The sequence below is a fragment of the Desulfovibrio sp. 86 genome, from assembly GCF_902702915.1.
Taxonomy (GTDB): Bacteria; Desulfobacterota; Desulfovibrionia; order Desulfovibrionales; family Desulfovibrionaceae; genus Desulfovibrio.
The window spans coordinates 3150944-3174973 of sequence record NZ_LR738849.1; the positions used below are offsets into that span (position 1 = coordinate 3150944).

Sequence of the window (24030 nt, forward strand, 5' to 3'; positions counted from 1 at the left end):
CGCCCGGATGGGATTTTGTTGCACAGTCGGCGGCAAGGCGAAACAAGAGTGAAGCGTCCCTGCTCCGGCGCATCACCGCCACGTGAAATTGGGAGACGTCATGTCTGAGGAATATGTCACTTCGCTCGCTCCCGGGCACAAGAACTTTCTTGTGGACCTGTTCGGGGACGGGGTCGCTTTTGACCCGGAAGTGCTGCGGGTTTACGCCTCTGACGCCAGCCTGAAGGTTGGCACTGTCCTGGCCATGGTGCGCCCCGTGAGCGTTGCGCAGGTCTGTGAGTTCATGCGCTGGGCCGAAGCTGAAAATATCGTGGTTCACCCCCGTGGTCGGGGAACCAGCCTGTCTGGCGGGTGCGTGCCCACGGTTCCCGGCATTGTCGTCTCCACACTTGGTATGGACAGGATTCTTGATATTTCCGCTGAAGATTTTGTGGCCGTCATTGAGCCTGGCGTCAACACGGCCCGGCTTCAGGCAGAATGCGAAAAATTGGGGCTGTTCTACCCGCCTGACCCCGCCAGCGGCAAGGCCACAAGCGTGGGCGGCAATGTGGCCACCTGCGCGGGCGGTCTGCGCGCCGTGAAATACGGCGTCACCAGAGACTACGTGATCGGCGTTGAAGCCGTGCTGCCGGGGGGCAAACTGCTCAAGTTCGGCGGACGCTCGCACAAGGATGTCATCGGTCTTGATATGGGCCGCCTGTTCGTGGGCAGTGAGGGAACGCTGGGCATAATCACCAAACTTGTTCTCAAGCTCATTCCCAGGCCCGAGGCGTCGGCCTCCGTGCTTGTGGGCTATCCCTCGCTGGATGCGGCCCTTGCCTCCATGAGCAAGGTGTTTGCCGCCGGTATTTTGCCCTGCGCCGTCGAATTCATGAATGAGACGGTGCTGGAAATTTTAAGCAGAACCGGCGACGCGCCCTGGCCGGATACGGTCAAATCCCTGCTGCTTTTTCAGGTGGATGGAAGCAGGGATACGGTTCCTTTGGAAAACGCCCGTCTTTCGCGGCAGTTGAACGACGCCCTGTGGCGCATGGAGGGCGTGGGCAAGGAAGAAGAGGATGCCATCTGGGCCTGTCGCCGCAGGGTATCGGCAGCGTCCTATGTGCTGGGGCCGGATCGCATCGGCGGCGACATGGCTGTGCCCCGTGGGTCTATCCTCAAGGCCGTGCGGCGCTTTGAAGAAATCGCGGCTTCCAACGGAAAACGGCTCATTGCCTTTGGCCATGCGGGCGACGGCAATATCCATGCGAATCTGCACTATGACGCCTCTGACCCAGACGATGCCCGTCGCACAGAGAAAACTCATCACGAACTGGATACGGCCGTCCTTGAGTTCGGCGGTAGTCTTTCCGGCGAACACGGGGCGGGATTTCTCAAGGACGTGGGCAGGCAGCTCGGCAAGGAGGAACACGCCCTCATGCGCGACGTCCGCCGGATTTTTGATCCCAAGGGGATACTCAACCCCGGCAAGGGCTATTGAGATGAAAAGAGGTTGCACCCAATGCGGGGAATGCCTGAACGTCTGCCCGGTCTACGACCTTTTCAGGCGTGAAGAATACGCGCCCAAGGCCAAGCGGCTGCTTATGGAACCGCTGGACGCCCAATACGGCAGTGGGGCAGAAGAAGCGCTTTCCTGGAACACCATACGGGAACTGTCGCGCCTGTGCGCGGGCTGTGGCCGCTGCCAGCGCGCCTGCGCGCGCAAGCTTTCCACCGCCGATCTTCTGGCGGACGCGCGCGCGCGAAACCCTCACTGGTCGCAAGCCCTCTGGGAACTCTGGATTCAAAGGCTCGGCCCTCTCTGGCCCATGGCTGGCAAGATTGCCATGCTCGCTCCTGACGGTATCATTCCCGGCAACCTGCATTCCTTGCTCGGAACCGCCCGGGCGCTGGTCGATCTGCCGCCTTGTGAACCCTGGATGCTGCTGCAGCCCCAAGAGCGCGTTCAGGCAACACCCGTGGTTCTGTTCAGTGGGTGTACCGCCAACAACGTCCGGCAGCGCTGGACGGAAAAGGCGGAAACGCTGTTGCGGGCCTGGGGCTATGACGTTCTTGACGCTTCAGGCTTCACGTGTTGCGGCGGAACCCTGCACCATGCCGGACAGTACAAAGCGCAAAAGAGCGCGCGCGACCAAAATGTGGACGTCTGGCGCTCGTTGGGACGACCGCTGGTGGCCAGCTTTTGCGCCTCGTGCAAGCACAGCCTTGAGCAATACGCCGCAACTTTGCCTGAAGATGAAGGCAAGGAATGGAAGGATAAATGTCAGGGGCTGTCGGCTTTGCTGACCAGACCGCGTGTGCGGGCCACAGGGCATGCCCCGGCGGCGGTGGCCTATCACCAACCCTGCCACTGGAATGCGGCAGACCCTGACCTGCCCCTGCTCAAGCTCGGTCTGCCTGGCCTCAAGAAGGGCACTGGCCTGTGCTGCGGCATGGGGGGCATCCTCAAGATGAGCAACCCCGGCCTTTCAATGGACATGGCCCGACGGTGCTTCGAGGGCTTTGCCCCTGAAGCGCGCGCGGTCATTACCGGATGCAGCGGCTGCGTCATGCAGCTTGCTTCCGCCGCTCCAAAAGGGGTGGAAGTGCGTCACTGGCTGGATATAGAGGATGTGGAAACCGCGTGAACGGCACAGTCTGAGCCGAGCGGCCAGCGTGTGGCGCGTCAATGCGGGCCAGACCCGAAGAAGAAAAGCTGAGAGTGGAACAGGCGGTAAGCCCCCTACCGGATTTTTTGCGGGACTTACCGCTGTAAAACTGTTTGTTGCGGCGGTTGGTTGCGCACTGGCCTTGTGCCTGTTTTCGCCAAAGTGGCGAAGCTTGCTTGCGACAGATAAACCTGCCTCGCTGCCGCTAGTTTTTTATTCTACCACCAACACCTGCTCACAGGAGCGTTTTATGGTTCATACTACGAAGATATTCAGGTGGCTTTCGTCCGTAGTCAGCTTGCTTCTGGTCGTGGCAATTGCATGCGAACCGGTGCTGGCCTGCACAAGGACGCTGTACGTCTCTGCGGACGGCAATACCGTCATTACAGGGCGGAATATGGACTGGAAAGAAGACATGGGCACCAACCTGTGGGCTTTTCCGGCAGGGATGAAGAAAGATGGAGCAGCGGGAAGCCGATCTGTACGCTGGGTGTCCAAGTACGGCAGTATCACTGCCGCCGGGTATGATGCGGGCACGACGGATGGAATGAATGAAAAGGGGCTTGTGACCAGCATCCTGTATCTGGCGGAGTCAGACTATGGCCAGCGTGATCCTGAAAAACCCGTCATTTCCATAGCGACATGGGCTCAGTATGTTCTGGACAATTTCGCCACCGTTGCGGAAACAGTGGCCGCGCTCAAGAGCGAACCCTTTCAGATCGCGGCCCCAACACTGCCCAACGGGGCCGCAAGTACAATGCATCTGGCCATTTCAGATGTCACGGGCGATTCGGCCATTTTTGAGTATATCAAGGGCAAACTGGTCATACATCACGGCAAAGACTACACAGTGATGACCAACTCGCCGAGCTATGATCAGCAGCTAGCCCTGAACGCCTATTGGAAGGAGATAGGCGGGCTGGTTTTTTTGCCGGGAACCAACCGTGCGGCTGACCGCTTTGCCCGTGCCGCATTTTTCCTTGATGCCATCCCCAAGGCTATGGACAAAAACTATATTGCTGCCGTGCCGGGAAAAAATTTCAATAATCAGGCCATTGCCAGTATGCTCAGTCTTCAGCGCGCGGTCAGTGTGCCTCTTGGCATAACCACTCCCGGCCAGCCAAACATCTCTTCAACAATCTGGCGCTCCATAGCTGACCAGAAAAATTTGACCTATTATTTTGACTCTGCCACCAGCCCCAATACCTTCTGGGTCTCTATGGACAATCTGGATTTGAAGCCCGGAGCTCCCGTGAAAAAGCTGACGCTCCAGAACGGGGCAATCTTTTCCGGAGAAGCTTCGGCGCATTTCAAGGAAACAGCGCCGTTTGCCTTTCTTCCTGCCGGGCAATAAAGGCAGTCTCTTTCGCTGACCACAGCAGAAGCGAACTGTATGACATAATGTAAAAGCTGCGGAGAATTTTGCAAAAAAAATTCTCCGCAGCTTTCTGCGTCATTATATTACAGTATATTACATGCGAATGCTGTTGCGGATGTCCTCCAGGCGGGCTTTTGCAAACAGCAGGTACGACAAAACCAGCTCCCCGGAGTTGAATGACGACGTAATGTACAGAGGGTCGTAGTCACAGATGCGGGTCAAGTACGACATGGCGGAAGCCATGTTTTCTTCGTTGTTTTTGGCCCGTATTTCTGGATACAGCACATACAGGGTGTGGATGAAATCGCGCAGAACCAGCACAATGCCCTGCACTTCATAAATACGGTTGTCCAACGTGTAAAACGGCATGTCCTGCGCGTTCTGCAACAATCCCAATGCGTATCCCAGCATATTTTCGCCGGTTACGGCCACAAAGGACGCATAGAGGTCATCCGAGCGGCAGTTGAACACGCCAGTGCCGTTGTCCAGCGATTTTTTGTACTCTTCCAGCAGTTTGAAGCCCTTTTTGTAGGAACCTTCGGCTGAAGGCAGCATGAAGCTGCGCGGATCAATGGCAAAGCTGTTGATGCGCGCCTTGTATAGAAATTCGCTCTCGCGGTCGCTGCTGCCCAGCTTGGCTATCTGGCTGGAATAGAGGTCAAGAAGAAACCGGGTGGCATGGTATACGCCATACTGGCGGTAGGCGCGGTTGTCCATTATGAACCGGTTGAAAATGATGTCGTTGAGGCTCCAGCCAAAGGTGGAATTCAGCTCGCGGCGCATCTGGAAGGTAATGGAATCCAGCAGGATTTTACCTTTTTCGGTTTCCGGCAGCTTGTCCGCCTCGGCGGGTATGGGCATCGGATCCGGAAACGTCGTGGCGTCAATGGCTGAATACGCACGCTGAAAACCCCAGAACAGAAACAAGATGCCTAATAAGATAGCCGCTTGAATGGCCAGGGTTTTTACTACGACCTGAAGTTTTAATATCGGCGGCAATGATGGCAGTTTCATAATGCTAATCCCCTAAAAACGGTCTTTGAATGCCTTAAGATTAATCGGCTAATCACCTTGTCAATGTACAGACTAATCAGCAAATGGGGAAGGGAAGATTTATCATTTTTGCATACTGTTGTGATATTGTATGTATAATACATAATACTCATTCATTATTGTATAACAACTGGTATGATTATATATCTTTTTCATGGTGTAGTTAACTGGCGAGCATATAATCAAAAATGATTTTTGACTTGTAATACGTATCCGTCTTGAAGGTAGAGCATTGTGGGTATATATATTGTGCTATAATCTATCCAAACGGTACTGCAAAATGAGGCGGATCCTCTTGGCCTGCCTGGGGCTGCGCCATCGCCGCCGTATCCAGTAAACAGGCAAGGTCCCGCTTAAAGCAATTTCACATTGAAACTGCTCTGCTGACGCGAAGGCGGCAGCCGCCACGAAGTGGCGTGGATTCTGGCGCAAACCACGTTTTTCGCCAGAATGATGCGTTGAAACAAGGAGTGTTTCAAAAGCAAAATGCTCTAAGTTAAAAAGCAATGGACACGCACTGGGTTTTAGCCGACAATTTTTCAAGTCTGTTGTTCTGCTGGGCAGACATTTTTTTCCTTTTACGGACGGGTCACGTTTCAAAGAGCACGTTTTCCGGCTCGACTGACAGATATGAAAAGATTGCCCATGAGGGAACTTACGCCAGTAGGTTCCCTTTCTCGTCTGAACATCTGTGGCAAGGCTGAATGTCCCCTGCAGCCGCTTGCGGCAGGGCAGTCTGTTTCGGTTCTGCGTCTGCTTTGATTCTGCGCATGAACCGAAATTTATAGGGTGTGCATCATGTGCACAAAAACATAACTATCATGGGAGGAAACACATGAATCCAATTAAAGTTGCCGTGCATGGCCTGGGCAATATCGGCAAGGGCGTCATAGACTGCCTGCTCAGCGCCAGGGATTTTGACTGCCTGGGCGTGGTGAGGCGTGCTTCTTCGTTGGGCTCGCAGGCTTTTTCGCTGCGGGGGCTGCCGGAGTATGCCTCCGTTGACGCCCTTATGGAGGCCAGGGGCAAACCTGATGTTGCGGTTATTTGCGGCCCTTCACGCAATGTTCCGGCCGATGTCCGTCATTACCTGGAAAAAGGCATCAATACCGTGGACAGTTTTGATATCCATTCGCAAATTCCCCAACTGGTCGCAGATCTGGATCAGGCAGCCAAGGCCTCTGGCCGGACGAGCATAACAGCGGCGGGGTGGGACCCGGGAACGGATTCGGTACTGCGTGCGCTTTTTGAAGCCATGACTCCGGTGGGAACGACCTTTACCAACTTTGGGCGCGGTCGCTCCATGGGGCACTCCGTAGCGGCGCGGTCCATCGCCGGAGTGGAAAACGCCTGCTCCATCACAATTCCTGTTGGCGGAGGCAAACATTCACGGCTGGTGTACGTCCTTCCTGCTGCCGGGGCTTCTTTTGCGGACATCAAGCAGAGAATCGCCGCTGACCCCTATTTCAGCAACGACCCTCTGGATGTCCGCGAAGTGGGCAGCCAGCAAGAACTGGATTCTGTGGCTGACAACTCTCACGGCGTGCTTATGGAGCGCATTGGCGCTTCCGGGAGCACCTCCAACCAGCGCCTGAGCTTTGACATGCGCATAGACAATCCTGCCCTGACGGCGCAGGTGCTGGTATCCTGCGCCAGGGCCACCACGCGTCTTGCTCCCGGTTGCCATACGCTGATTGATGTGCCCCCGGTGGCCTTGCTTGCTGGTGACCGGATAACGCATATTGCCAGACTGGTTTAGAGCATTTTACCTTCCAAAAGAGTATGCGCAAACGCTGCACAAGAGTGCAGCGCGCCGTACCATAAGTGGATTCTGTCGAAAAATATGATTTTCGGCAGACTACCACATTGAAATGTGTGGCATTTCAAAGGTAGTCCGGTTCTGGTTTCTGCTTGCCGCCCGACGCCGCAATGGCGTCGGGCATCCTTATTTAAGTTTTGCGCGGCGGTCGATATCCAGTTTGTGGAAGATCGTGCGCAAGTGCGCGCGCACCGTGTTTTCCGTTACCAAAAGCCGTTCCGCTATTTCACCATTGCGCAGGCCCTCGGCAGCCAGCAGCGCGACCTCGCATTCCCGCGCGGTCAAATCGGCGGGCAACACCCCCCTGGCAACGGCGTGGCGCAATGCCTCCCAGCCGGTGCCGTATCGCGCCATGGCCGTGGTGAAAGCCTCAAGATGCCTGGGGTACCTTTTCTTGATCAATTCTTCTGTCAGGCCCTGGAGAGTTTGTATGGAGCATACGGCCAGGGACAGCACAAAACCGTCAGGCAGGGCCTTTTCGGCGGCGTGCTCCAGAAAGGCCGCAGACTGCCCGCGCTTCCCTATCAGGGAATACCCCAGAGCCATGAAGAGCAGAAACAGAAATTCCGAAAAAGCGGTTTTCCTGACCACCTCCTCCGGGATGGCCTCCAGCGTCCCGATGAAGCGCGTGATTTCCCCCTGGTTGAGCAGATAGACGACATGCGCGTACAGAGCGTTGTTGCGCATGGGAAGAAACAGCGGTCGGGAAGAAAAATCGCCATCTTTCAGCCAGCCAGCGATGCGGCTCTGCTGTTGCAACTCGGCCAAAATTGCGCCGCGCACTGTCTCCAGCGCCACCCGCACCACCCAGGCCGTTTGCCCAGGGCTGGATGCGGCGCGATCCATGGCCTTGACGGCGCGCCGCCAGCCTTCCGCGTCGGCTTTGAGCAGCGCGATGTCGGCCAGCACCTTGGCGGTTCCGAGCAGAATGACGCTCTGTCGGCTGCTTTCTGCCAGAAATGCCGCCTTGTAGGCGTAGATCTCCGCCTTGGCCATATCCCCTCTGTGGTAGGCGACCTCGGCGCGAAAGAGCGCGTCAGCGCCACTGCCATGGCCATCGGTCAGCCGGGAATAGAGGGGAATGAATTCCTCCAGGGCTTCGGCCTCACGGTCAGCGTCGCCCGGCCGGAGGTGGAACTCCGCAAGCTGGCAGTAATCGCCGGAGCACCAGGGAGCCTCAGGCAGGATCACTTGCGAGCATGCGCCGTTAAACAGGGCTGCGGCTTCGCGAACGCTGGGGAGCATTTCGGCCGCGTGGGGAAAATGGCGGTAGGCGGACACAAGCAGCCACTCCGCCCGCAGGGGCCCGCTTTCTTCAAGCCGCTCGTCCAGGTCATCCAGCACCTTGCCAAAGGCAGCGTCCAGGCCCGCAACCTTGAGAGTCCAGGCGACGCGCAGCATGGCAAGAGGGTGTTTACGTCTGATTTCTTCCGGGCAATGCTCCGCGATATCCAGAGCAATCCTGAAAAAGGGCATGCCGCCGGTCTTTTCAAAAAGGACTGGAGAAAGATTCAGGGCGAGTATGCGTTCATACGCGTGTATTCCGGCATACAGTCCCAGAGCTTCAGCGAGCCTGCCCCGGTCGCGGCAGAGGTCGCCCGCACGCAGAGAATCCTCGTCGCCCTCGTGGCGAGCGGAAGAACGGCATACACGGGTTGACGTCTTTTTGGGGGATGAACCCTCCGTCTTGGTGTTACCGGCCATTCCCCTTGCTCCTTTTCGCTGTCGTGGAGGACTTTCTGCATGCAGCATCCTTTATTTTGCAGTAAAAATCCATAGATCCGCCGTTTGAAGCCTGAACTCGCCGCCCCGGCACGGCTGAAACACCCGTTTGCGTGCGTTATAGTCCATTCGGACGATGCGCTCGGATTGCAATTTTTCTATTATTAAAAAATCAGTATATCATAGTTAAGCAAAAGTTTCTGCACTCTCTGTCCGTATGGGGGCGAAACATGGCGCAACCGGTGGAAAGCTTCATTCGCAAGGCTGGCCTGATTGCGGGCAGTTGCAACATTGTGCTGAATTCCTTCTTTTCCTGGCTGGGGAACATGTCCATGGCGGACGTATCGCAGGGATCGGCCGCTGTGGATACGGTTATTACCAGCATGGTCATGTCCCTGCTGATGGCTCTCTTCATTTCCGTCGACACCCGGCGCGCCCTCACGTCCGGAACCATCGCGCTGTCCGTACCGGATCACAGCGCCGGACGTCTGCTGCGCCGCCTGCCCGCCCGACCCTGGAAGCTCGGCCTTCTGCTGGGACTGGCCGTTGCGGTTGTTCTTACGTCCTGTATGATGGGGCTTTTTTCCCTGTTTGGCGTGACGGCGCTTTCATTTTTCGCATTCCTTTCCATTAAGGTCGTATACTCAATGCTTCTCGGCTATGCCGTGGCCCGTTGGGTGATTTTGCGGCAGTTGATCGCCGCCTGAGAATACCGGCTGCGCGTACGGAACCAGAACCGGTGACGCCGTCAGGGGCGGGCGCGTTCCGAGGCCGCACAGGATGCCTGCGCCAGTATATTTGTGTTCTGGAAGCTGTAAAAACAGGAGAATCGCCCATGCACAGCAGCTATTTCATCCCGGTAGAAAAAATGATGAAATTTATGGCGGATGCCACGATGAACGCCATGGAAGGTGTGTATGTCTACGGTCTGACCGATCCGAGCGTGAAACGGCTGCTGCCGCCGCCTCTCGAACCCGCCGATCCTGACTGCCCCCTGTTTATGCTGTATGCCGTCAATATCCGCGAACCAACCTTCGCCCCCTGGTACATGGAGGCAGGCGTCGGCGTAATGGCGAAATGCGGGGATACCACCGGGCTCTACTTCTTCAACCTCCAGTTGAGCGGGCCTGGAGCCTTGATGGGAGCCTTCACCGGGCGCGAATTTTCGGGGTTGCCGAAGAAAATCTGTGATCGGATACGGGTCGAGCGAACTGATGCGTACGCGCACTGCTTTGTGGAACGCGGCGGCGTCAAGCTGGTCGAGGTCGAAATGGAAATGGGGCAATATAACCATCCCGCGTTCCAGCTGGAGCAGGAAAACTGTCAGGCGTCGCCGGGCGGCAAACTGGTCGAAGGGGGAGGATGCCTTCTGCACAGATATGGAATCAACGAGGCAGGCGGGTTCCGGAACATGGAAATCCTCTATTACGACAGCCCCATGCGGTTTCACTTCTGGGAACCGGCGACCGCGACGGTAAAACTCGCTTCCACCATGGACGACCCGTGGGGTGACATCCCCCTGACAACCGTTCTGGGCGCAGGCTGGGCCAGGGTAGACAACAGCGTTCGGAGCCAAACGGTCATACATCGTTACCAGCCGGAAGCGGGGCCCGAGTTGATGCAGTACCTCTACTCCGGCAGATACGACCGAAGCCTCCTGTGCCGCGAGCACCAGCGCTACGAGTAAACAAAAAGGAGCCTGAAGCATGGAATATAATCGCGACTATTTCGCCGGAAAAAGCGCTGTTGTGACAGGGGCCGCGTCCGGCATCGGGCTGGCGCTCGTGGAGGAGCTGCTTCAGAGCAACGCGGCCGCCGTGGTGATGGCGGACATAAATTCGAACAATCTGGAACAGCATGAAAAAAGGCTGCAAGAACGCTACAAAAACCGGGTGAAGGGCATTCAGTGCGATGTCACCAGTGAAGAGGCGGTACAAAGCCTGATTTCCGATGCCGTGTCTTTTTTTGGAGGTCGGCTCGATCTTCTGGTCAACAACGCTGGAGCCGGTTTTCCGGGGTACTTCGCCGACATGACAAACACGGACTGGAAGGCCGCGTTCGACTTGAATTTTTTCAGCGCACTGTATGGCATGCGGGCCGCATTGCCCATCATGGTCAAGCAGGGGAGCGGCCAGATTATCAATATCATTTCCGGGATTGCCTTTACGCCCATGGCGCAGCAGTCGCGCTACGCCGCCACCAAGGCGGCGCTCAACGCGCTCTCCGTCGCCTTGCGCACTGAATACTGGGACGACAACATCAAGATATCCTCCGCCACGCCGGGCACGACAGTGACCGCCATATGGGGCGATCTTGAACCGCCGAAAAGCGCGCAGACGCCACAGCAGTCCGCGAGCCGGATCCTGAACGGTGTTGCGAATAACGACAGGGTAATCTTTGGCGACGACAATGACGCTCTGGGTGGCGCTGCGTGCTATGACACTCAAAAGCAGGAGGAAATAGACGCGTATCTGCTGCATGTGGCGCGCGAACGCCGTAAAGGCATTACCGCCATCTGACGGCGAGTGTCCCAGCTATGGGCATGCAGTCAGGACCATGCGCATGGTATGGCTTGCTCTGGATCTGGACGGGCCTGTGGCCGGCTGCCACGGCCCTCGATATCCATTATCCATTATAAACGCATCGGAGCGGCGGCGGTTTCGAGCAGCGGCGCAAGCGCCATAAGTTCCGCATCACGGCCAAAACGGCCGGCCGCCTGCACGCCCAGCGGCAAACCGTTGCGCACTTTATCCATGGGCAGGCATACTACGGGCAGCCCTGCATGCGTCCACGGCACGTTCATGACCGGGTTGCCCGTGGAGGCGAATCCCTTGGGGGCCTCACCGGGCGCGGCAGGGGCCAGAAAGGCGTCTGCCTTCATGTCGGCCAGCAGATCATCCAGCTTTTTACGCTGATTGGCGCACGATGCGCGCCCCGTCTCAATGACGCCATCGCCAAGGATTTGCCCAAATTCGATAAATTCACGCGTCTTTGGCCGGTATAGCGGGCCAAAATCCGCAAACCACGCTCGGTGCATTTGCGCCAGTTCCGCTGCGGCAAGCTGCTGGTGTCGGTCGCGTATGCCCTGCCAGTCGTCAAAAACCGGCATGGTTTTGATGCGCACTCCCGACAGGCGAGCCAGGCGGTTGCAGTATTGGTCAAAGGCTCTGCGCATGCCCGGCTCGACCTCGTCCATATACGCGCCTTCTGGCACGATAAACAGGGCAGAAGCCTTGCGCCCCCCGGCTGGCGCATCACAAAAAAGCGACAGGGTGGTTGCCGCATCCTGTGATGTTGCACAGAAAAATCCCGCCTGATCCAGGCTGGGCGAAAAGTTGATGATACCCTGGCCCGGCAAAAGCCCCTGCGAAGGCTTGAACCCCGTCACGCCGCAAAAAGCTGCGGGGCGTATGACCGATCCCATGGTCTGCGTGCCGAGCGCCAGCGCAAAATACCCGGCCCGCACGCCGGCGGCAGATCCGCTGCTGGAGCCGCCCGGCGTATGCCGCCTGTTACAAGGGTTGCGCGTGGCCGCCGGTTCGGCGTGGGTGAATTCCGTTGTGGCGGTAATGCCCATAACAATGGCCCCTGCCTCACGCAACCGCGTCACCAGAGGGGCTTCATCTCCGGCAAAGAGGATGGACGGCAACAGCGAACCGCAGCGTATGGCATACCCGTTGGTGCGAAAAACATCCTTGATGCCCACAGGCACGCCAAACAGCGGCGGTCTGCCCGCAACTTCGGGCCAGCGCCGCAGGGCTTCCTCCAGTTCGTCCAGCACCATTTGGGGGCGAAAACCTCCCTCTGCAAAGATGAACAACTTTCCTTCGCTGGCAGCAATACGCAAAAAAAGCCCCCTGTATATGCGCAGTAGCGTGTCGGCATCGGCTTTACGAAAGAGGTCGAACCCAAGAACAGGGGGCAGTGCGAAGCGGGGCATGGTTCCTCCTCAGATGCGGGTTGAGGGAATACGCCTGCGGCGGAGCGCTGTCATGGGCACGGCGCAGATTGCAAGTCACTGGCGCGACAATATATGCCCTTTGTTCCTGCGCCGTGCCCGGCTGTTTATGCGCACCAGTCCGTCAGCAGGGCAGAGTACATTTTTGTTCCAAGCTCTATCTGCTCCACGGCGCAGTATTCGTCCATCTGGTGGGCCATGGAGGGATCTCCCGGGCCAAGTATCATTATGGGCACGTCTGGCAGTCGGGGCCGCAGTGCGGCCGCATCGGTGAAAAACTGCACCGTGGCCACATCGGGCCTGTGTCCCAGCAGAGGGGTGAGCACGTCAAAGGCGCGACTCATCCAGGGATGGGCGGGGTCTGTCCATACGGCGGGTATGTCAAGGGTGGTTGTCATGCTGATGTCAGGCCCGGCCATGGCGGCCACAGCCGTGCGTATTTCATCATGATTATGCTGGGGCACGGTGCGGATATCAATGGTCATGGCGGCGCTGTCCGGTACGGAATTGCTGTTGCAGCCCGCATGCAGTGTGGAGACGACGCATGTGCCGCCCCCAAGCTGCGGATGGTCGCCCTCAAGATGGAATGCGCACATGGCGTTGGCAAAGGGCAGCAGTTTTGCCAGCGCGTTGTCGCCCTTGTGCGGCATGGATGCGTGCGCCGTAACTCCCGTGGTTTTGCAGGTAAGCCACAGAGCGCCCTTGTGCCCGCACAGCGGACGGCATGAGGTAGGCTCCGCCACCACAACCGCCGCTATATTGCTCAGAAATTGCGGCTGCGCCGCCATGTGGAAGGATCCCTCGCAGCCGGTTTCTTCGCCGCCGTAGACCTGCACGACCAGATCGCCGCGTATGTGCCGGGCCATTTGCGCGGCAGCGCAGACCATGGCCGCAACGCCGCTCTTCATATCGCTGCTGCCGCGTCCGTAAAGCAGGCCGTTTTGTATACGGCCCTCAAAAGGAGGCATGCGCCATTCCGCAGCGCCCAGGGGCACAGTGTCGATATGGCCGCACAGGCACAGGGCAGGCAGACAGCTCTCGGGCCGCAGGCGTGCGGAAAGACTGCATCGCTGTGGGTCGGACGGGTCGTAGGCGTCAAAAACAACGCTAAAGCCAGCGTCGGACAGTATCCGTGCAAGGGGTTCCAGTGCCTGACGCTCGTTGCCGCCAGAAATTGTGTTGTAGCCTATGAGGCTTTGGGCCAGTTCTACTGATGATGGTGCGTATGTCATATGGGTTTCGTCTGCCGGGCGCTGCCCAGGCGACGCCTCCTTGCCGGGTTCAGCCAAAGTAGGCTTTTTGTACTTCGGCGTTTTCTTTGAGTTCTTTGGCGGTGCCGCCAGCCACAATGCGCCCCTGCGAAAGCACGTAGCCCTGATGGGCTATGGCAAGGGTTTGCCGTACGTTTTGCTCTACCAGAAAAACGGCAATGCCGCTCTCGCAGATTGAGCGTATGACCCTGAAGTTTTCACTGACCAGCGCGGGCGAGAGGCCCAGCGATGGTTCGTCGATGATCAGCAGGCGAGGCTCGTTCATCAGGCCGCGCCCGATGGAGACCATGGCCTGCTCGCCGCCCGACATGGTGCCCGCAAACTGCGCGCGTCTTTCGCGCAGCCGGGGAAAGATTTCATAAACCCGCGCCAACCGGTTCTGTATCTTGGCGGCGGATGGCTCCTGATACGCCCCCATGAGCAGGTTTTCTTCCACATTCATCTTGGGGAACACGCGCCGCCCTTCAGGTATGCACGATATGCCCATCCGCACTATTTTGTACGGGGCCATGCCGGTAATGTCCACGCCTGCAAACTGGATATTGCCCGACCTTGGAGGCGTCAGCCCCACTAAAGCGCGGATGAGGGTTGTCTTGCCCGCACCGTTGGAGCCGAGCAGGCAGGTTGTTTTGCCGGGCTGGATCTCCAGCGATACGCCGCAGAGCACATCGGCCTTTCCGTAAGCCACATGCAGATTTTCGACCATCAGAGGTTTAAACTTGTTCATCTTCGCACACCTCCGTGCCGAGATAGGCTTCCTGCACCATGGGGTCGGCGGTTACCTTCTCGTAACTGCCTTCGCACAGCTTTTCGCCAAAGTTCAATACAACACAGCGGCTGGTTATGCGGCGTATCACGTTCATTTCATGCTCGATAAGCACAATGGCGGGTTTGGCTTCGCCGGTCTCCATGCGCACAATTTCGTCCATGAGCTGCTGGGTTTCCTCGTGGGTCATGCCTGCCGAGGGTTCGTCCAAAAACAGCAGCTTGGGCTTGCCGATCAGCGCGCGGCACAGTTCCACCCGCCGCCGGTCGATCATGTTCAGTTCGCTGACCGCGTGGTGCAGCTTGTCTGGCAGGTCTGGGTTCAGCGCCCGCAGCAGGGCGGCTGCGGTTTCTTCATATTTGTGGCATTTCTTTAAAAAGGCTTTGCGTTGCAGTATGTTGTGCACAAACGACAGGTCAAGGGTCTTGTGGCTGCCGATCATGATGTTGTCAAACACCGTAAGATCGAGGCACAGGCGCGAGCGCTGAAACGTGCGCGCTATGCCCGCCCGGTAAACCTCCTGCGGCGAAAGGCCTGTGATGTCCTGACCATTGAACATGACCTTGCCCGCGCAGGGGTGGTAGATGCCCGTCACAACGTTGAAAAACGTTGTTTTGCCCGAACCGTTGGGACCCACAAGGCCCACGACCTCGTGGCTGTCCACGTGGATATCCAGCGACTGAAGCGCCATAAGCCCGCCAAAGCGCATGGACAGCCCCGTACATTCAAGAAGATGGGCGCACATTATGCCATGCCTCCCGTGTAACTGCGGACGCGGCGGGGCAGCAGCCCGGCCGGGCGAAAGATGATCATCAAGAGCACGATGCTGGAGTAGATGAGGTACCGGTATTCCTGAATAACCTGGAATTTTTCCGGCAGGGCGACCACAAAGGCGGTGGCCACCAGCACCCCCCAGCTGTTGCCGATGCCGCCCAGCAGCAAAATGGAAAGAAAGAGCAGCGAATCGGCAAACGAAAAATTGGCCGGGCTGATGTAGGCCAGCATCATGGCGTAAAACGCGCCCGCCATGCCCGAAATAAAGTTACCCATGGTGAAAGCCGTTATTTTCCAGCGTGCGATGCTTACGCCAAAGCAGGCCGAGGCGACCTCGTCACCACGCACCGCGTCCATGGAAAGCCCGAACCACGAGCGCTCCAGGCGGCGGATAAAGCCAAAGGTCAGGCAGAGCATCAGCAGGGCAAAAAGGTCGTATTTGGCGTAAAATGAAAAATCCAATCCGGCTATGCTCATATCATTCATAAAGCTTGCGCCGAGCACGTTCAGCCCTTCAACCGGTATGCCCTGAGGGCCGCCAAACCAGGGGCAGACTTCAAGAAACACCCTGAACAGCAAGGCAAAGGCCATGGTCACAAGGGCTGCATAGTGGCCCGACGTGCGCAGTACCGGTAGCAGCAGTATGCAGCCCGTGAGAGCCGAGGCCACGCCGCCCAGCGGCAGCGCCAACAGCGAGGGCACGCCCGCATTGGCCATGAGCAGGGCCGCCGTGTAGCCGCCCACACCAAAAAACGAGGCCGCGCTAAAGTTGATGACCCCCGCGTAGCCCAGCTGCACGTTGAGCCCCAGCACAGCGACGGAGTAGGTCATGATGGTGCCCAGCAAAAACAGGCTGTAATGGTCGTCGTGGAAGATCAATATCAGCGCAAGGCTCATGCAGAGCATTAAACGCGTCCAGAGGGATTCGTTCTGGCGGGCGGCCTGCAACAATACATCCAGCAGACCGCTAACCTTCAGGCCCAGCAGCATAAACAGCCCCACGCCGAGATAAAGCAGAATGGTGGTCTGTTCTTCAGCCATCAAAAACAGGGCAAGAAAAACCGTTATGCCCACTGCGGTCAGTACGCAGGTGAGGGGCCCGGCAGGCGTATTACGTAAGGAAAACATGGCTAGACCCTTTGGCTGGATTTTTCGGCAAGAAGGCCCGTGGGCTTCCAGGCCATAAGCACGATAACGACGCTGAACGCAAAAACATCTTTGTACGCGCTTGAAAATGGCAGGGCCACAGCGCCGATGGTCTGCAAAAACGCAAAGATGAATCCGCCCAGGATGGCTCCGTAAATATTGCCCAGACCGCCGATGACGGCCGCGCTAAAGCCAATGGCCCCCAGCAGCAGGCCCATGCTGAAGTTGATTTCATTGTAGTAGATGCCGTTCATGATGCCCGCCAGCGCGGCAACGCCACAGCCAAGGGCAAAGGCGGTCAGCACCACCAGCGAAAAGTTTACGCCCATGAGCTGCGCGGCTTCGCTGTCCTGCGCCACGGCGCGGATGGCCATGCCCAGCCGCGTGCGCGAGATGAGCAGGTGTATCAGCACCACAGCCGCCGCACCGGCGCTGAACAGCACCAGATTGTCGAACCGCAGCGAAAGCTGCCCGTAATTCAGCGACCAGTCAGGCAAAAGATGCGGAAATGGCTGAGGGTTTGAGCCGTTGGGAAAAAACAGGCGTATGGATTCGCGCAGCACTGTGCCCAGCATCATGGTAGCCAGCAGCGTATTGAGCGCGGGGGCCGCGCGTAGACGCATGATCATGGTGCTGGCCAGCAACATGCCCAGTAGGGCCATGGTGGTCAGCGCCGTAAGCGCCACCCAGAGCAGCGACCAGCCCGGAGCAAGCCCGGGAAACATGTGCTGCAGGTACATATACATGGCGAGGCCGGAAAAACCGCCCAGCATCACCGTGTCGCCGTGGGAAAAAATAATGACATCAAGTACGCCGAAAAAAATGGTGAATCCCACGGCGACCAATGCGTACATCATACCCAGCATAAGGCCGTTGATGACGAATTGAATGAGAAGTGACATGTCCATGCGGAAGTCCTTGCCTTGCTGGTCTTTGTCTCCGTCCGGCGAGAGGATCTCGCCGGACGGTATGCCCGAAACGTGCGGTTTACTTGTTGGGGTGCCTGAGCTGGCGCTTGCCGGAGGCGTAGTCGCTATCGCTCCAGAAAACCCACTGGCCGTCCTGGACCACAAATGTACTGACGGCGGGCTCAATGTTCTGGCCGTGGTCGTCAAAGGTCACCTTGCCCACCAGGGTGTCCACGCCCTTAACTGCGCTCAGCGCCTCGGTGATTTTTTCACGGTTGGGTCCGGTGTTTTCAATGGTATCCAGAACAAGCTTCATGCTGGCGTAGGCAAAGGGGCCGTAGGCTTCGGGCGATTCAGCATAGCCGTGGTCCTTGTAGCTCTGTAAAAAGGCTTCACCGCCGGGCAGCTTTTCAAGCGGGGTACCTTCAATAAAGCTCAGGCTGCCTTCGGCCACCTCGCTGCCCACGCCGGTCACAAAGGCGTCAGACTTGATGCCCGAGACGCCCTCAAACTGGGCGTCGAGGCCGAGCTTTTCCATCTGCGAGCGCACGCGCACGCCCACGGGCACAAGGCCGCCAAAGTATATCACGTCGGGGTGCAGAGACTTTATCTTGGTCAGCTCTGCGGTGAAATCCTGCTGATCGGGGGTAACACCAAAGGTTTCTAAAACTTTGCCGCCCTGTTCGGTGATGAACTGGGTAAAATAGTCTTTGTGGGATTTGCCGTAGTCGGTGATGTCATGGATGATTGCAAAGGTTTTGTAGCCCTGGTCGGTCATAAACTTGGCCGCCACCTGGTTCTGGTTGATCATGGTGCCGGGCGTGCGGAAAATTTCCTTGTAGTCATTACCGTAGGTAATGCCGGGATGCACTGCGCCCCAGACCACTGCGGGCATATGGAAGCGGTGATAGATATCCACCGTGCCCAGAGCCACGGCAGAACAGTAGTGGGTTACGGCAGCCGCAACCTTGCGGTCTGAGGCCAGCTTGGTAGCCACCTGAATGCCGATGTTGGGCTTGCATTCGTCGTCATACGATACAAAGAGGTAGTCGTATTTGCGGTCGGGGTCTTCGTTGCGTTGCTTGACGGCCAACTCCGCAGAATTGCGCCCGCCAACGCCAATGGCGCTCACGCCGCCAGTAAGGGGGCCCACAAAACCAACCTTGACGGTCTCACGGGCCTCTACTGAGGTGGCGAGGCATAAAATTGCGGCGCAGCAGCTAAGTGCTTTGCGCCAGTTGATCGAGATACGGGACATGGCAATCCTCCACATGTTTGTTTGAGCTTACAAACAGCAAGAATGGTGCCATGCTGAAGTTTATTATAACATTACTAAATATATATTTTTTTTATAATTGAGAGTTTTTGTGTGGTACAAATTTGTAATTTAAACGGGAGTGTGGAACGTTTTTGTATCAATTGGGGAGTTGCTCACACTAACGCCCCCCTGAAATCCTTCAAGTACACTACGATCTGTACTTTTTCTGTACCAGAAACAGCCTATTACCTTTTCTCCAGAGCTGGAAGAAAACTACTTTAACCAAGCTGACATGTTACTAGAGGCCGAAAAGTGCTTCACCGCAATCAAGGACGAACACCTCATAAACGCATCCCAACTGGCGCAGCGTAAAGCATTTTCACTTTGAAATTGCTCTGGCGGATGTGGGAGCAGACGCCCGCCGCGAAGACAGCATGCGTAACGACACAGCTTGTTCCATACAATCACTGTCGCCATCCGTAGTGGTGCTGTCCTGCCCCGCAAGACGGTTCCGTCAACGGTTCAGGCAAGCCCTGCGGGCAATGGCTACCGCGAGAATGGATATTCTCAATGCGAAAACGCCCTAGAGAGCATGCTTTCAGACGCCATTTTTGAAACGAAAAAAGGCTGCACGTTTGTGCAGCCTTTTTCAAAACCGACTCCCGGGGCTAACCCTGTGGGCATCAGGTAAGGGATTTATTGCAATACACTGGAATCGTTTGGCATAGTTATGTGGATAGACAGGTGAGCCCCAACGATGGAAACTAAAACGTTATTTGCCAACCAATCCCTGAGCTTTTTTGAGTAGCAACATCACCTTATGGTGAGATTTATTTCTTTTCTGGGGGGCAGGGCATGTGGCCGCAGCTTGGAGATGCCGAAAAACTGCCCACCTACAATCACCTCATGCTCTTCTACTCCGAGAAATTTTTGGAGGGGGGTGTACTTCGCGCCTATGGCGGTAAAATATCCCGCCCAGCAGCAGCCAACCCCATGGGCCAGTGCATGCAATTCAAAATAGGTGAGTGCCACAGCGCCATCTTCCCTTCCCCATGACCAGTCCTTCGGAGCCACGGCAATCATCATCTGGGGAGCGCCCCGAAAATAGACATCCGTACCGGAGCGCCATGCTGTGACTGTGGAACGAAGATGGGCATCATCAGGGGCCAGGGTTTCCATCCCTTGGGCTACAAGATCTCCAACTTTTTTGAGATTTTCACGGGAATTGATCAATATCCATCGTAATGGCTGCGTATTTGCCGCACTGGGCGCATAACGCACCCCTTCCATAATTGCATCAACTGTGGATTGGGGGACGGGTTCTTTGCGATATTGACGTATGGAGCGTCGGCTCAGCAAAAAAGCTGTAAGTTGCTCCTCAGGCGGCTTTTTTGCGAAATTTGGCGTAGGCGTATCTGCAACGGCGACACCCTCCAGCGAACAGGCTCCGTGAGGGCAAAAGGCAATGCACTGACCGCAGGAAATGCATTGCGCAGCCCCTTCCGGAGTGTTCTCAGGGAAGTTGTCGTCGTTCAGACGCAACGCAGCGACAGGGCAGACACTGACGCAAATACCATCTTTTTTACAGTGGTGGGTGTCTACAAGAAAAGCAGGCATAGCATTATCCTTTGAATATTGTGGTGTTTTCATTTCTTGGCGTCATGCAAGAGATCCTGCATGTCGTTCCAATCATACAGCTGATGAACGAAGGGCGAAAGATGTACGCATGGGGAAAATCCAAAGACAAAAGGCCATGCTCCGTGTCCCCTTTCAGGCAAGAATTGAACGCTTTGGTTTCCGGATTCGCCCTGGTGGCGGATGGGGGCTGTCTCCAGGAAGTTTTGGAGATAGCCCGAGACGTACGTTAGGGCCTATAAAAATGGTGCGTCTATATCAACGATGCAAATCAGTTTGTGGTTGACGAACTCCTTTATGCCAAGGTCAGTCAGCTCACGGCCATAACCGGAGCGGCGGATGCCTCCGAAAGGCAGGTCAGCTTTGGGGGATGTTGGATGGTTGACAAACACCATGCCGGTGGAAATGCGCTTGGCGACTTCAGCGCCGTGCAGAGGGTCGGCCGTAAACACCGAACCGCCCAGCCCGTACGGCGAGTCATTGGCGATTTGAATCGCTTCTTCTTCGTTTTTTGCCCGGAAAATCATGGTGACCGGGCCGAAAAACTCCCAATAATAGGCCGGATTATCCGGGGTCAGGTTGCTGAGAATGGTCGGCTGCACAAAAGCGCCCTGCGACGGGACTTTTGGCCCCACTTCGGTGGCGGTCGCGCCGTGGGCAACGGCCTCACGGATCTTGCCCCGGATTTCATCGGCCGCCGCTTGCGAGGACAATGGCGCCAGCGTCGTGGACGGATCAAAAGGATCGCCCGCTTTCAGTTGGGCCACGCCTTCAATGTAACGGCTTAGAAAGGCATCGTACACCTCATCCACCACAATCATCCGCTTGGAAGAGACGCACACCTGGCCAGCGTTCCAGTGACGCCCGAATACGGCCCAGTTCACAGTTTTGTCGAGTTCCGCGTCGGCAAGCACCACAAAGGCGTCAGAGCCGCCAAGCTCCATGGTGGATTTTTTCAAGGCCCTGCTGGCCTGGGCCGCTATTATCGCCCCGGCCCCTTCGGAACCGGTCAGAGCCACACCATGGACTCGCGGGTCGTTGATGATCTTTTCAACTTGCTGCCGCGTGGCGAAAAGATTCCGGAAAGCCCCGTCGGGCAGGCCGGCGTCGAGCATCAACTGGTCAAAGGCGGCGGCGCTTTGCGGCACATTCGAGGCGTGCTTCAGCAGCATGGTGTTTCCTGCGGCCAGTTGCGGAGCCAGAATGCGGGCGACCTGATAAATGGGAAAGTTCCAGGGTTCAATGGCCAGAATGATGCCGAGCGGTTCATACACCAGGGTCGGCTTGCCTTCGTTAGGGTGCGCGACGCTCAACGCTTCCGGCGCCAACAGCGTTTCCATATTGTTCGCGTAATATTCAAAAATACCGGCGGATATTTCCACTTCGGCCCGACCTTCAGCGGTAATTTTTCCCATTTCCAGCGTCAGCAGGCGGGCATAGTCGGTGGCCCGCTCGCGCAACAGGTCCGCCGCGCGTTGCAAAATGACCTTGCGTTGGGAAAGAGGGGTGTCTTTCCATAAAAGAAAGGCATTGTGGGCGTCATCGAGCGCCTGATCCACCTGGCTGTCAGTCGCATCAGGAAAAACGTTCAGTACTTCGCCTGTATAGGGATTGGTTGTAGCGTAAGCCATGACTTTCTCCAATATTGTTGGATAGTGTGTTACTGTTGATGAATACTTCAGATTACGCACGATTAAAGGCTGGCTTCCAGTATGCGCCGGCTGATCTCCGGGGTAAGGTCGCTCTTTTCGCCAAGCGCCGTCATGCCGTGGGCTTCAAGCTGCCCGACAATGGCATTGATATCCTGCTCGCCAAGGTTGTAGGCGGACAGTGTGGTCGGCAAGCCGAGGCTTTCAAAAAACGTCCGCGTCTTTGTGATGGCGGCGTCAATCCGTTCTTCTTCATTTCCATTGGTGATGCCCCAGACACGGGCGGCGTATTGCAGCAGTTTTTCACGTTTGGCCGCTCTCCGTACCTGCAAGTTTGCCGGCAGCACAATGGCCAGGGTACGCGCGTGATCTATGCCGTAACGGGCGGTCAGTTCATGGCCGATCATGTGGGTTGACCAGTCCTGGGGAACGCCCGCCCCGATCAGTCCGTTGAGCGCCAGGGTCGCCGTCCACATCAGGTTGGCGCAAAGGTCGTAGTTCTGCTTGTCTGTCATGAGCTTCGGCCCGATCTCAATCAGGGTTTGCAGCAGCCCTTCGGAAAATCTGTCCTGAACGCGGGCATCGACCGGATAGGTCAGATACTGTTCGACAACGTGGACAAAGGCATCAACAACGCCGTTGGCAACTTGTTTTTCAGGCAAGGTAAAGGTCTTGGTCGGATCAAGTATGGAAAACTGCGGGAAGACATGGGGACTCATGAAGGGCAGTTTGGTATGCGTTGCGCTACGGGTTATCACCGCTCCGTTGTTCATTTCCGAGCCGGTAGCCGGCAAGGTCAGCACGCTGGCGAAGGGCAGAGCCTGGGTAACGTTGGAGCCATGCGTTTCCATAATAGACCAGGGGTCACCCTCAAAGCAGGCGGCTGCGGCAATGAATTTTGTACCGTCAATAACCGAGCCGCCCCCGACAGCAATCAGGAAGTCATTTTTTTCGCGCTGGATCTGCTCAACGGCTTGCATCAAGGTTTCAAAGGCCGGATTGGGCTCTATGCCGCCAAATTCCTGAACGTCACGGTCGCCAAGGGCCGTGCGGACCTCATCCAGAGTGCCGTTTTTGCGTGCGCTTTCCCCTCCGTACAGGACAAGCACGCGGGCCTTTGCAGGGACAAGCGCATCCAGTTGTGCGATGGTGTTTTTACCGAACACGATACGGGTGGGGTTGTAAAAATTGAAATCGTTCATGAGAGGCTCCATTTTTGTGGGCTGACTTGGTTGCCATATATTAGACCGGTCAACTATAAAATAGAAACAAATTTACCCGCCGGCAATGCCATGCCGCGCAATAATCTCCTTAATTTTGGGGGGGAACATTGAGAATACGGTGAGTTGCAGCCATAGCTGTTTTAAGGGACTCGCCAGTTCTGGTAATTTTTTCAAGAAGGCTCGCCCCCAGCCACAGCTGGTACAGAATTTCGGCTAAAAAAAGGGCATCACCCTCAACAGCCAGAGAGCCATCAGCGCGCGCGTCTTCTATTGCTTTTGCCAGACGCTGCATAATTTTTGCTGTGCCAATCCGCAACGCGCTGCGCATGGCTTCGGACAAATCCGCAACTTCGGCCCCAAGCTTGACCGCCAGGCATTTGCCCTGGGAGTCGCAGCCCGCCTGAGTTTTGAGCCATTTTTCCCAGTAGGCCATCAGGCGCTGCGCGCCGCTTTGTCCTGGCTTTTCCAGCAGTTCTGTGAGTTCCGCCATGTAGTCAGCGAAATACTGCTCAAGCAGGGCTTCACCAAAGGCATCCTTGGATTTGAAATAATAGTAGAAGGATCCCTTGGGCACGCCAGCTGCGGTCAAGATTTCTGTCAACCCGACGGCTGAAAACCCCTTGCCGCCCATGATGGCCTGCCCGGTTTCGAGAATATGGCGCCGAACTTCGGCAACTGGTGTTATCGTCTTCATGGGGCATATATAGTTCGTAGTAGACCGGTTGTCTAGTAGGCAGGCAAATTTTTTTGGGGCTGCACTATATTTTTGCAGCCAAGGGCAGAAACTTTGTATAAATTTTTTTAAAACCAAATGGTTATGGC

At 56.6% G+C, this 24030-nt stretch carries 20 protein-coding genes; 7 read left to right on the forward strand and 13 right to left on the reverse strand.

Annotated features, from left to right (window positions below):
• The first annotated feature begins 100 nt into the window (after nucleotides 1-100).
• The 3 genes from DESU86_RS12900 to DESU86_RS12910 all read left to right on the forward strand — a co-directional run bounded on the left by DESU86_RS12900 (nucleotide 101) and on the right by DESU86_RS12910 (nucleotide 4002).
• Nucleotides 101-1480 carry an FAD-binding oxidoreductase gene (locus DESU86_RS12900; protein ID WP_179981415.1) on the forward strand — a complete coding sequence of 460 codons (1380 nt, stop codon included), beginning with the start codon at nucleotides 101-103 and terminating at the stop codon, nucleotides 1478-1480.
• 1 nt (nucleotide 1481) lies between these two features.
• Nucleotides 1482-2627: a (Fe-S)-binding protein gene (locus tag DESU86_RS12905; protein ID WP_179981416.1), complete on the forward strand. Its 1146-nt coding sequence runs from the start codon at nucleotides 1482-1484 to the stop codon at nucleotides 2625-2627.
• A 271-nt stretch (nucleotides 2628-2898) separates the two neighbouring features.
• On the forward strand, nucleotides 2899-4002 hold the full coding sequence (locus DESU86_RS12910) for a linear amide C-N hydrolase (protein ID WP_179981417.1): 1104 nt from the start codon (nucleotides 2899-2901) through the stop codon (nucleotides 4000-4002).
• 117 nt (nucleotides 4003-4119) lie between these two features.
• Here the strand turns inward: DESU86_RS12910 and DESU86_RS12915 are convergent, their stop codons facing one another.
• Nucleotides 4120-5040, reverse strand: a complete 921-nt coding sequence (locus tag DESU86_RS12915) for a DUF2333 family protein (RefSeq protein ID WP_179981418.1) — start codon at nucleotides 5038-5040, stop codon at nucleotides 4120-4122.
• An 874-nt stretch (nucleotides 5041-5914) separates the two neighbouring features.
• Here DESU86_RS12915 and DESU86_RS12920 point away from each other — a divergent pair.
• Nucleotides 5915-6838, forward strand: a complete 924-nt coding sequence (locus DESU86_RS12920) for a diaminopimelate dehydrogenase (protein WP_179981419.1) — start codon at nucleotides 5915-5917, stop codon at nucleotides 6836-6838.
• A 186-nt stretch (nucleotides 6839-7024) separates the two neighbouring features.
• Here DESU86_RS12920 and DESU86_RS12925 read toward each other — a convergent pair whose 3' ends face one another.
• Nucleotides 7025-8602 carry a LuxR family transcriptional regulator gene (locus DESU86_RS12925; RefSeq protein WP_179981420.1) on the reverse strand — a complete coding sequence of 526 codons (1578 nt, stop codon included), beginning with the start codon at nucleotides 8600-8602 and terminating at the stop codon, nucleotides 7025-7027.
• Between the two features lie 248 nt (nucleotides 8603-8850).
• Here DESU86_RS12925 and DESU86_RS12930 point away from each other — a divergent pair, with 248 nt between their 5' ends.
• From DESU86_RS12930 to DESU86_RS12940, 3 genes are all read left to right on the forward strand, one after another.
• Nucleotides 8851-9327: a hypothetical protein gene (locus DESU86_RS12930; protein WP_179981421.1), complete on the forward strand. Its 477-nt coding sequence runs from the start codon at nucleotides 8851-8853 to the stop codon at nucleotides 9325-9327.
• Between the two features lie 128 nt (nucleotides 9328-9455).
• Nucleotides 9456-10307: an acetoacetate decarboxylase family protein gene (locus tag DESU86_RS12935; protein ID WP_179981422.1), complete on the forward strand. Its 852-nt coding sequence runs from the start codon at nucleotides 9456-9458 to the stop codon at nucleotides 10305-10307.
• A 19-nt stretch (nucleotides 10308-10326) separates the two neighbouring features.
• Complete coding sequence (locus tag DESU86_RS12940) at nucleotides 10327-11139, forward strand: SDR family NAD(P)-dependent oxidoreductase (protein WP_179981423.1); 813 nt, start codon at nucleotides 10327-10329, stop codon at nucleotides 11137-11139.
• A gap of 113 nt (nucleotides 11140-11252) precedes the next feature.
• Here DESU86_RS12940 and DESU86_RS12945 read toward each other — a convergent pair whose 3' ends face one another.
• The 11 genes from DESU86_RS12945 to DESU86_RS12995 form a co-directional block, all read right to left on the reverse strand.
• On the reverse strand, nucleotides 11253-12560 hold the full coding sequence (locus tag DESU86_RS12945; protein WP_179981424.1) for an amidase: 1308 nt from the start codon (nucleotides 12558-12560) through the stop codon (nucleotides 11253-11255).
• A 125-nt stretch (nucleotides 12561-12685) separates the two neighbouring features.
• A complete protein-coding gene (locus tag DESU86_RS12950) occupies nucleotides 12686-13810 on the reverse strand; it encodes a M20 family metallopeptidase (protein ID WP_179981425.1) in 1125 nt (374 codons plus the stop codon).
• 49 nt (nucleotides 13811-13859) lie between these two features.
• Nucleotides 13860-14576 carry an ABC transporter ATP-binding protein gene (locus DESU86_RS12955; protein ID WP_197957565.1) on the reverse strand — a complete coding sequence of 239 codons (717 nt, stop codon included), beginning with the start codon at nucleotides 14574-14576 and terminating at the stop codon, nucleotides 13860-13862.
• Entirely contained in the window at nucleotides 14563-15360 is a 798-nt protein-coding gene (locus DESU86_RS12960; protein WP_179981426.1) for an ABC transporter ATP-binding protein, read from the reverse strand. Before DESU86_RS12960 ends, DESU86_RS12955 begins: the two co-directional genes overlap by 14 nt.
• On the reverse strand, nucleotides 15360-16517 hold the full coding sequence (locus tag DESU86_RS12965) for a branched-chain amino acid ABC transporter permease (RefSeq protein ID WP_179981427.1): 1158 nt from the start codon (nucleotides 16515-16517) through the stop codon (nucleotides 15360-15362). Before DESU86_RS12965 ends, DESU86_RS12960 begins: the two co-directional genes overlap by 1 nt.
• 2 nt (nucleotides 16518-16519) lie before the next feature.
• Entirely contained in the window at nucleotides 16520-17443 is a 924-nt protein-coding gene (locus tag DESU86_RS12970; RefSeq protein ID WP_197957566.1) for a branched-chain amino acid ABC transporter permease, read from the reverse strand.
• A 79-nt stretch (nucleotides 17444-17522) separates the two neighbouring features.
• Nucleotides 17523-18701 (reverse strand): branched-chain amino acid ABC transporter substrate-binding protein, encoded by a 1179-nt coding sequence (locus DESU86_RS12975; protein ID WP_179981428.1) that lies wholly within the window; start codon nucleotides 18699-18701, stop codon nucleotides 17523-17525.
• An 813-nt stretch (nucleotides 18702-19514) separates the two neighbouring features.
• Nucleotides 19515-20351: a nitroreductase family protein gene (locus DESU86_RS12980; protein WP_179981429.1), complete on the reverse strand. Its 837-nt coding sequence runs from the start codon at nucleotides 20349-20351 to the stop codon at nucleotides 19515-19517.
• A gap of 221 nt (nucleotides 20352-20572) precedes the next feature.
• Nucleotides 20573-21967 carry an NAD-dependent succinate-semialdehyde dehydrogenase gene (locus tag DESU86_RS12985; RefSeq protein ID WP_179981430.1) on the reverse strand — a complete coding sequence of 465 codons (1395 nt, stop codon included), beginning with the start codon at nucleotides 21965-21967 and terminating at the stop codon, nucleotides 20573-20575.
• A gap of 62 nt (nucleotides 21968-22029) precedes the next feature.
• A complete protein-coding gene (locus DESU86_RS12990) occupies nucleotides 22030-23187 on the reverse strand; it encodes an iron-containing alcohol dehydrogenase (RefSeq protein WP_179981431.1) in 1158 nt (385 codons plus the stop codon).
• Nucleotides 23188-23296: 109 nt separating this feature from the next.
• The gene (locus tag DESU86_RS12995) at nucleotides 23297-23902 is read right to left on the reverse strand and encodes a TetR/AcrR family transcriptional regulator (protein WP_179981432.1); all 606 of its coding nucleotides are present in this window, start codon (nucleotides 23900-23902) and stop codon (nucleotides 23297-23299) included.
• Nucleotides 23903-24030 lie beyond the last annotated feature (128 nt).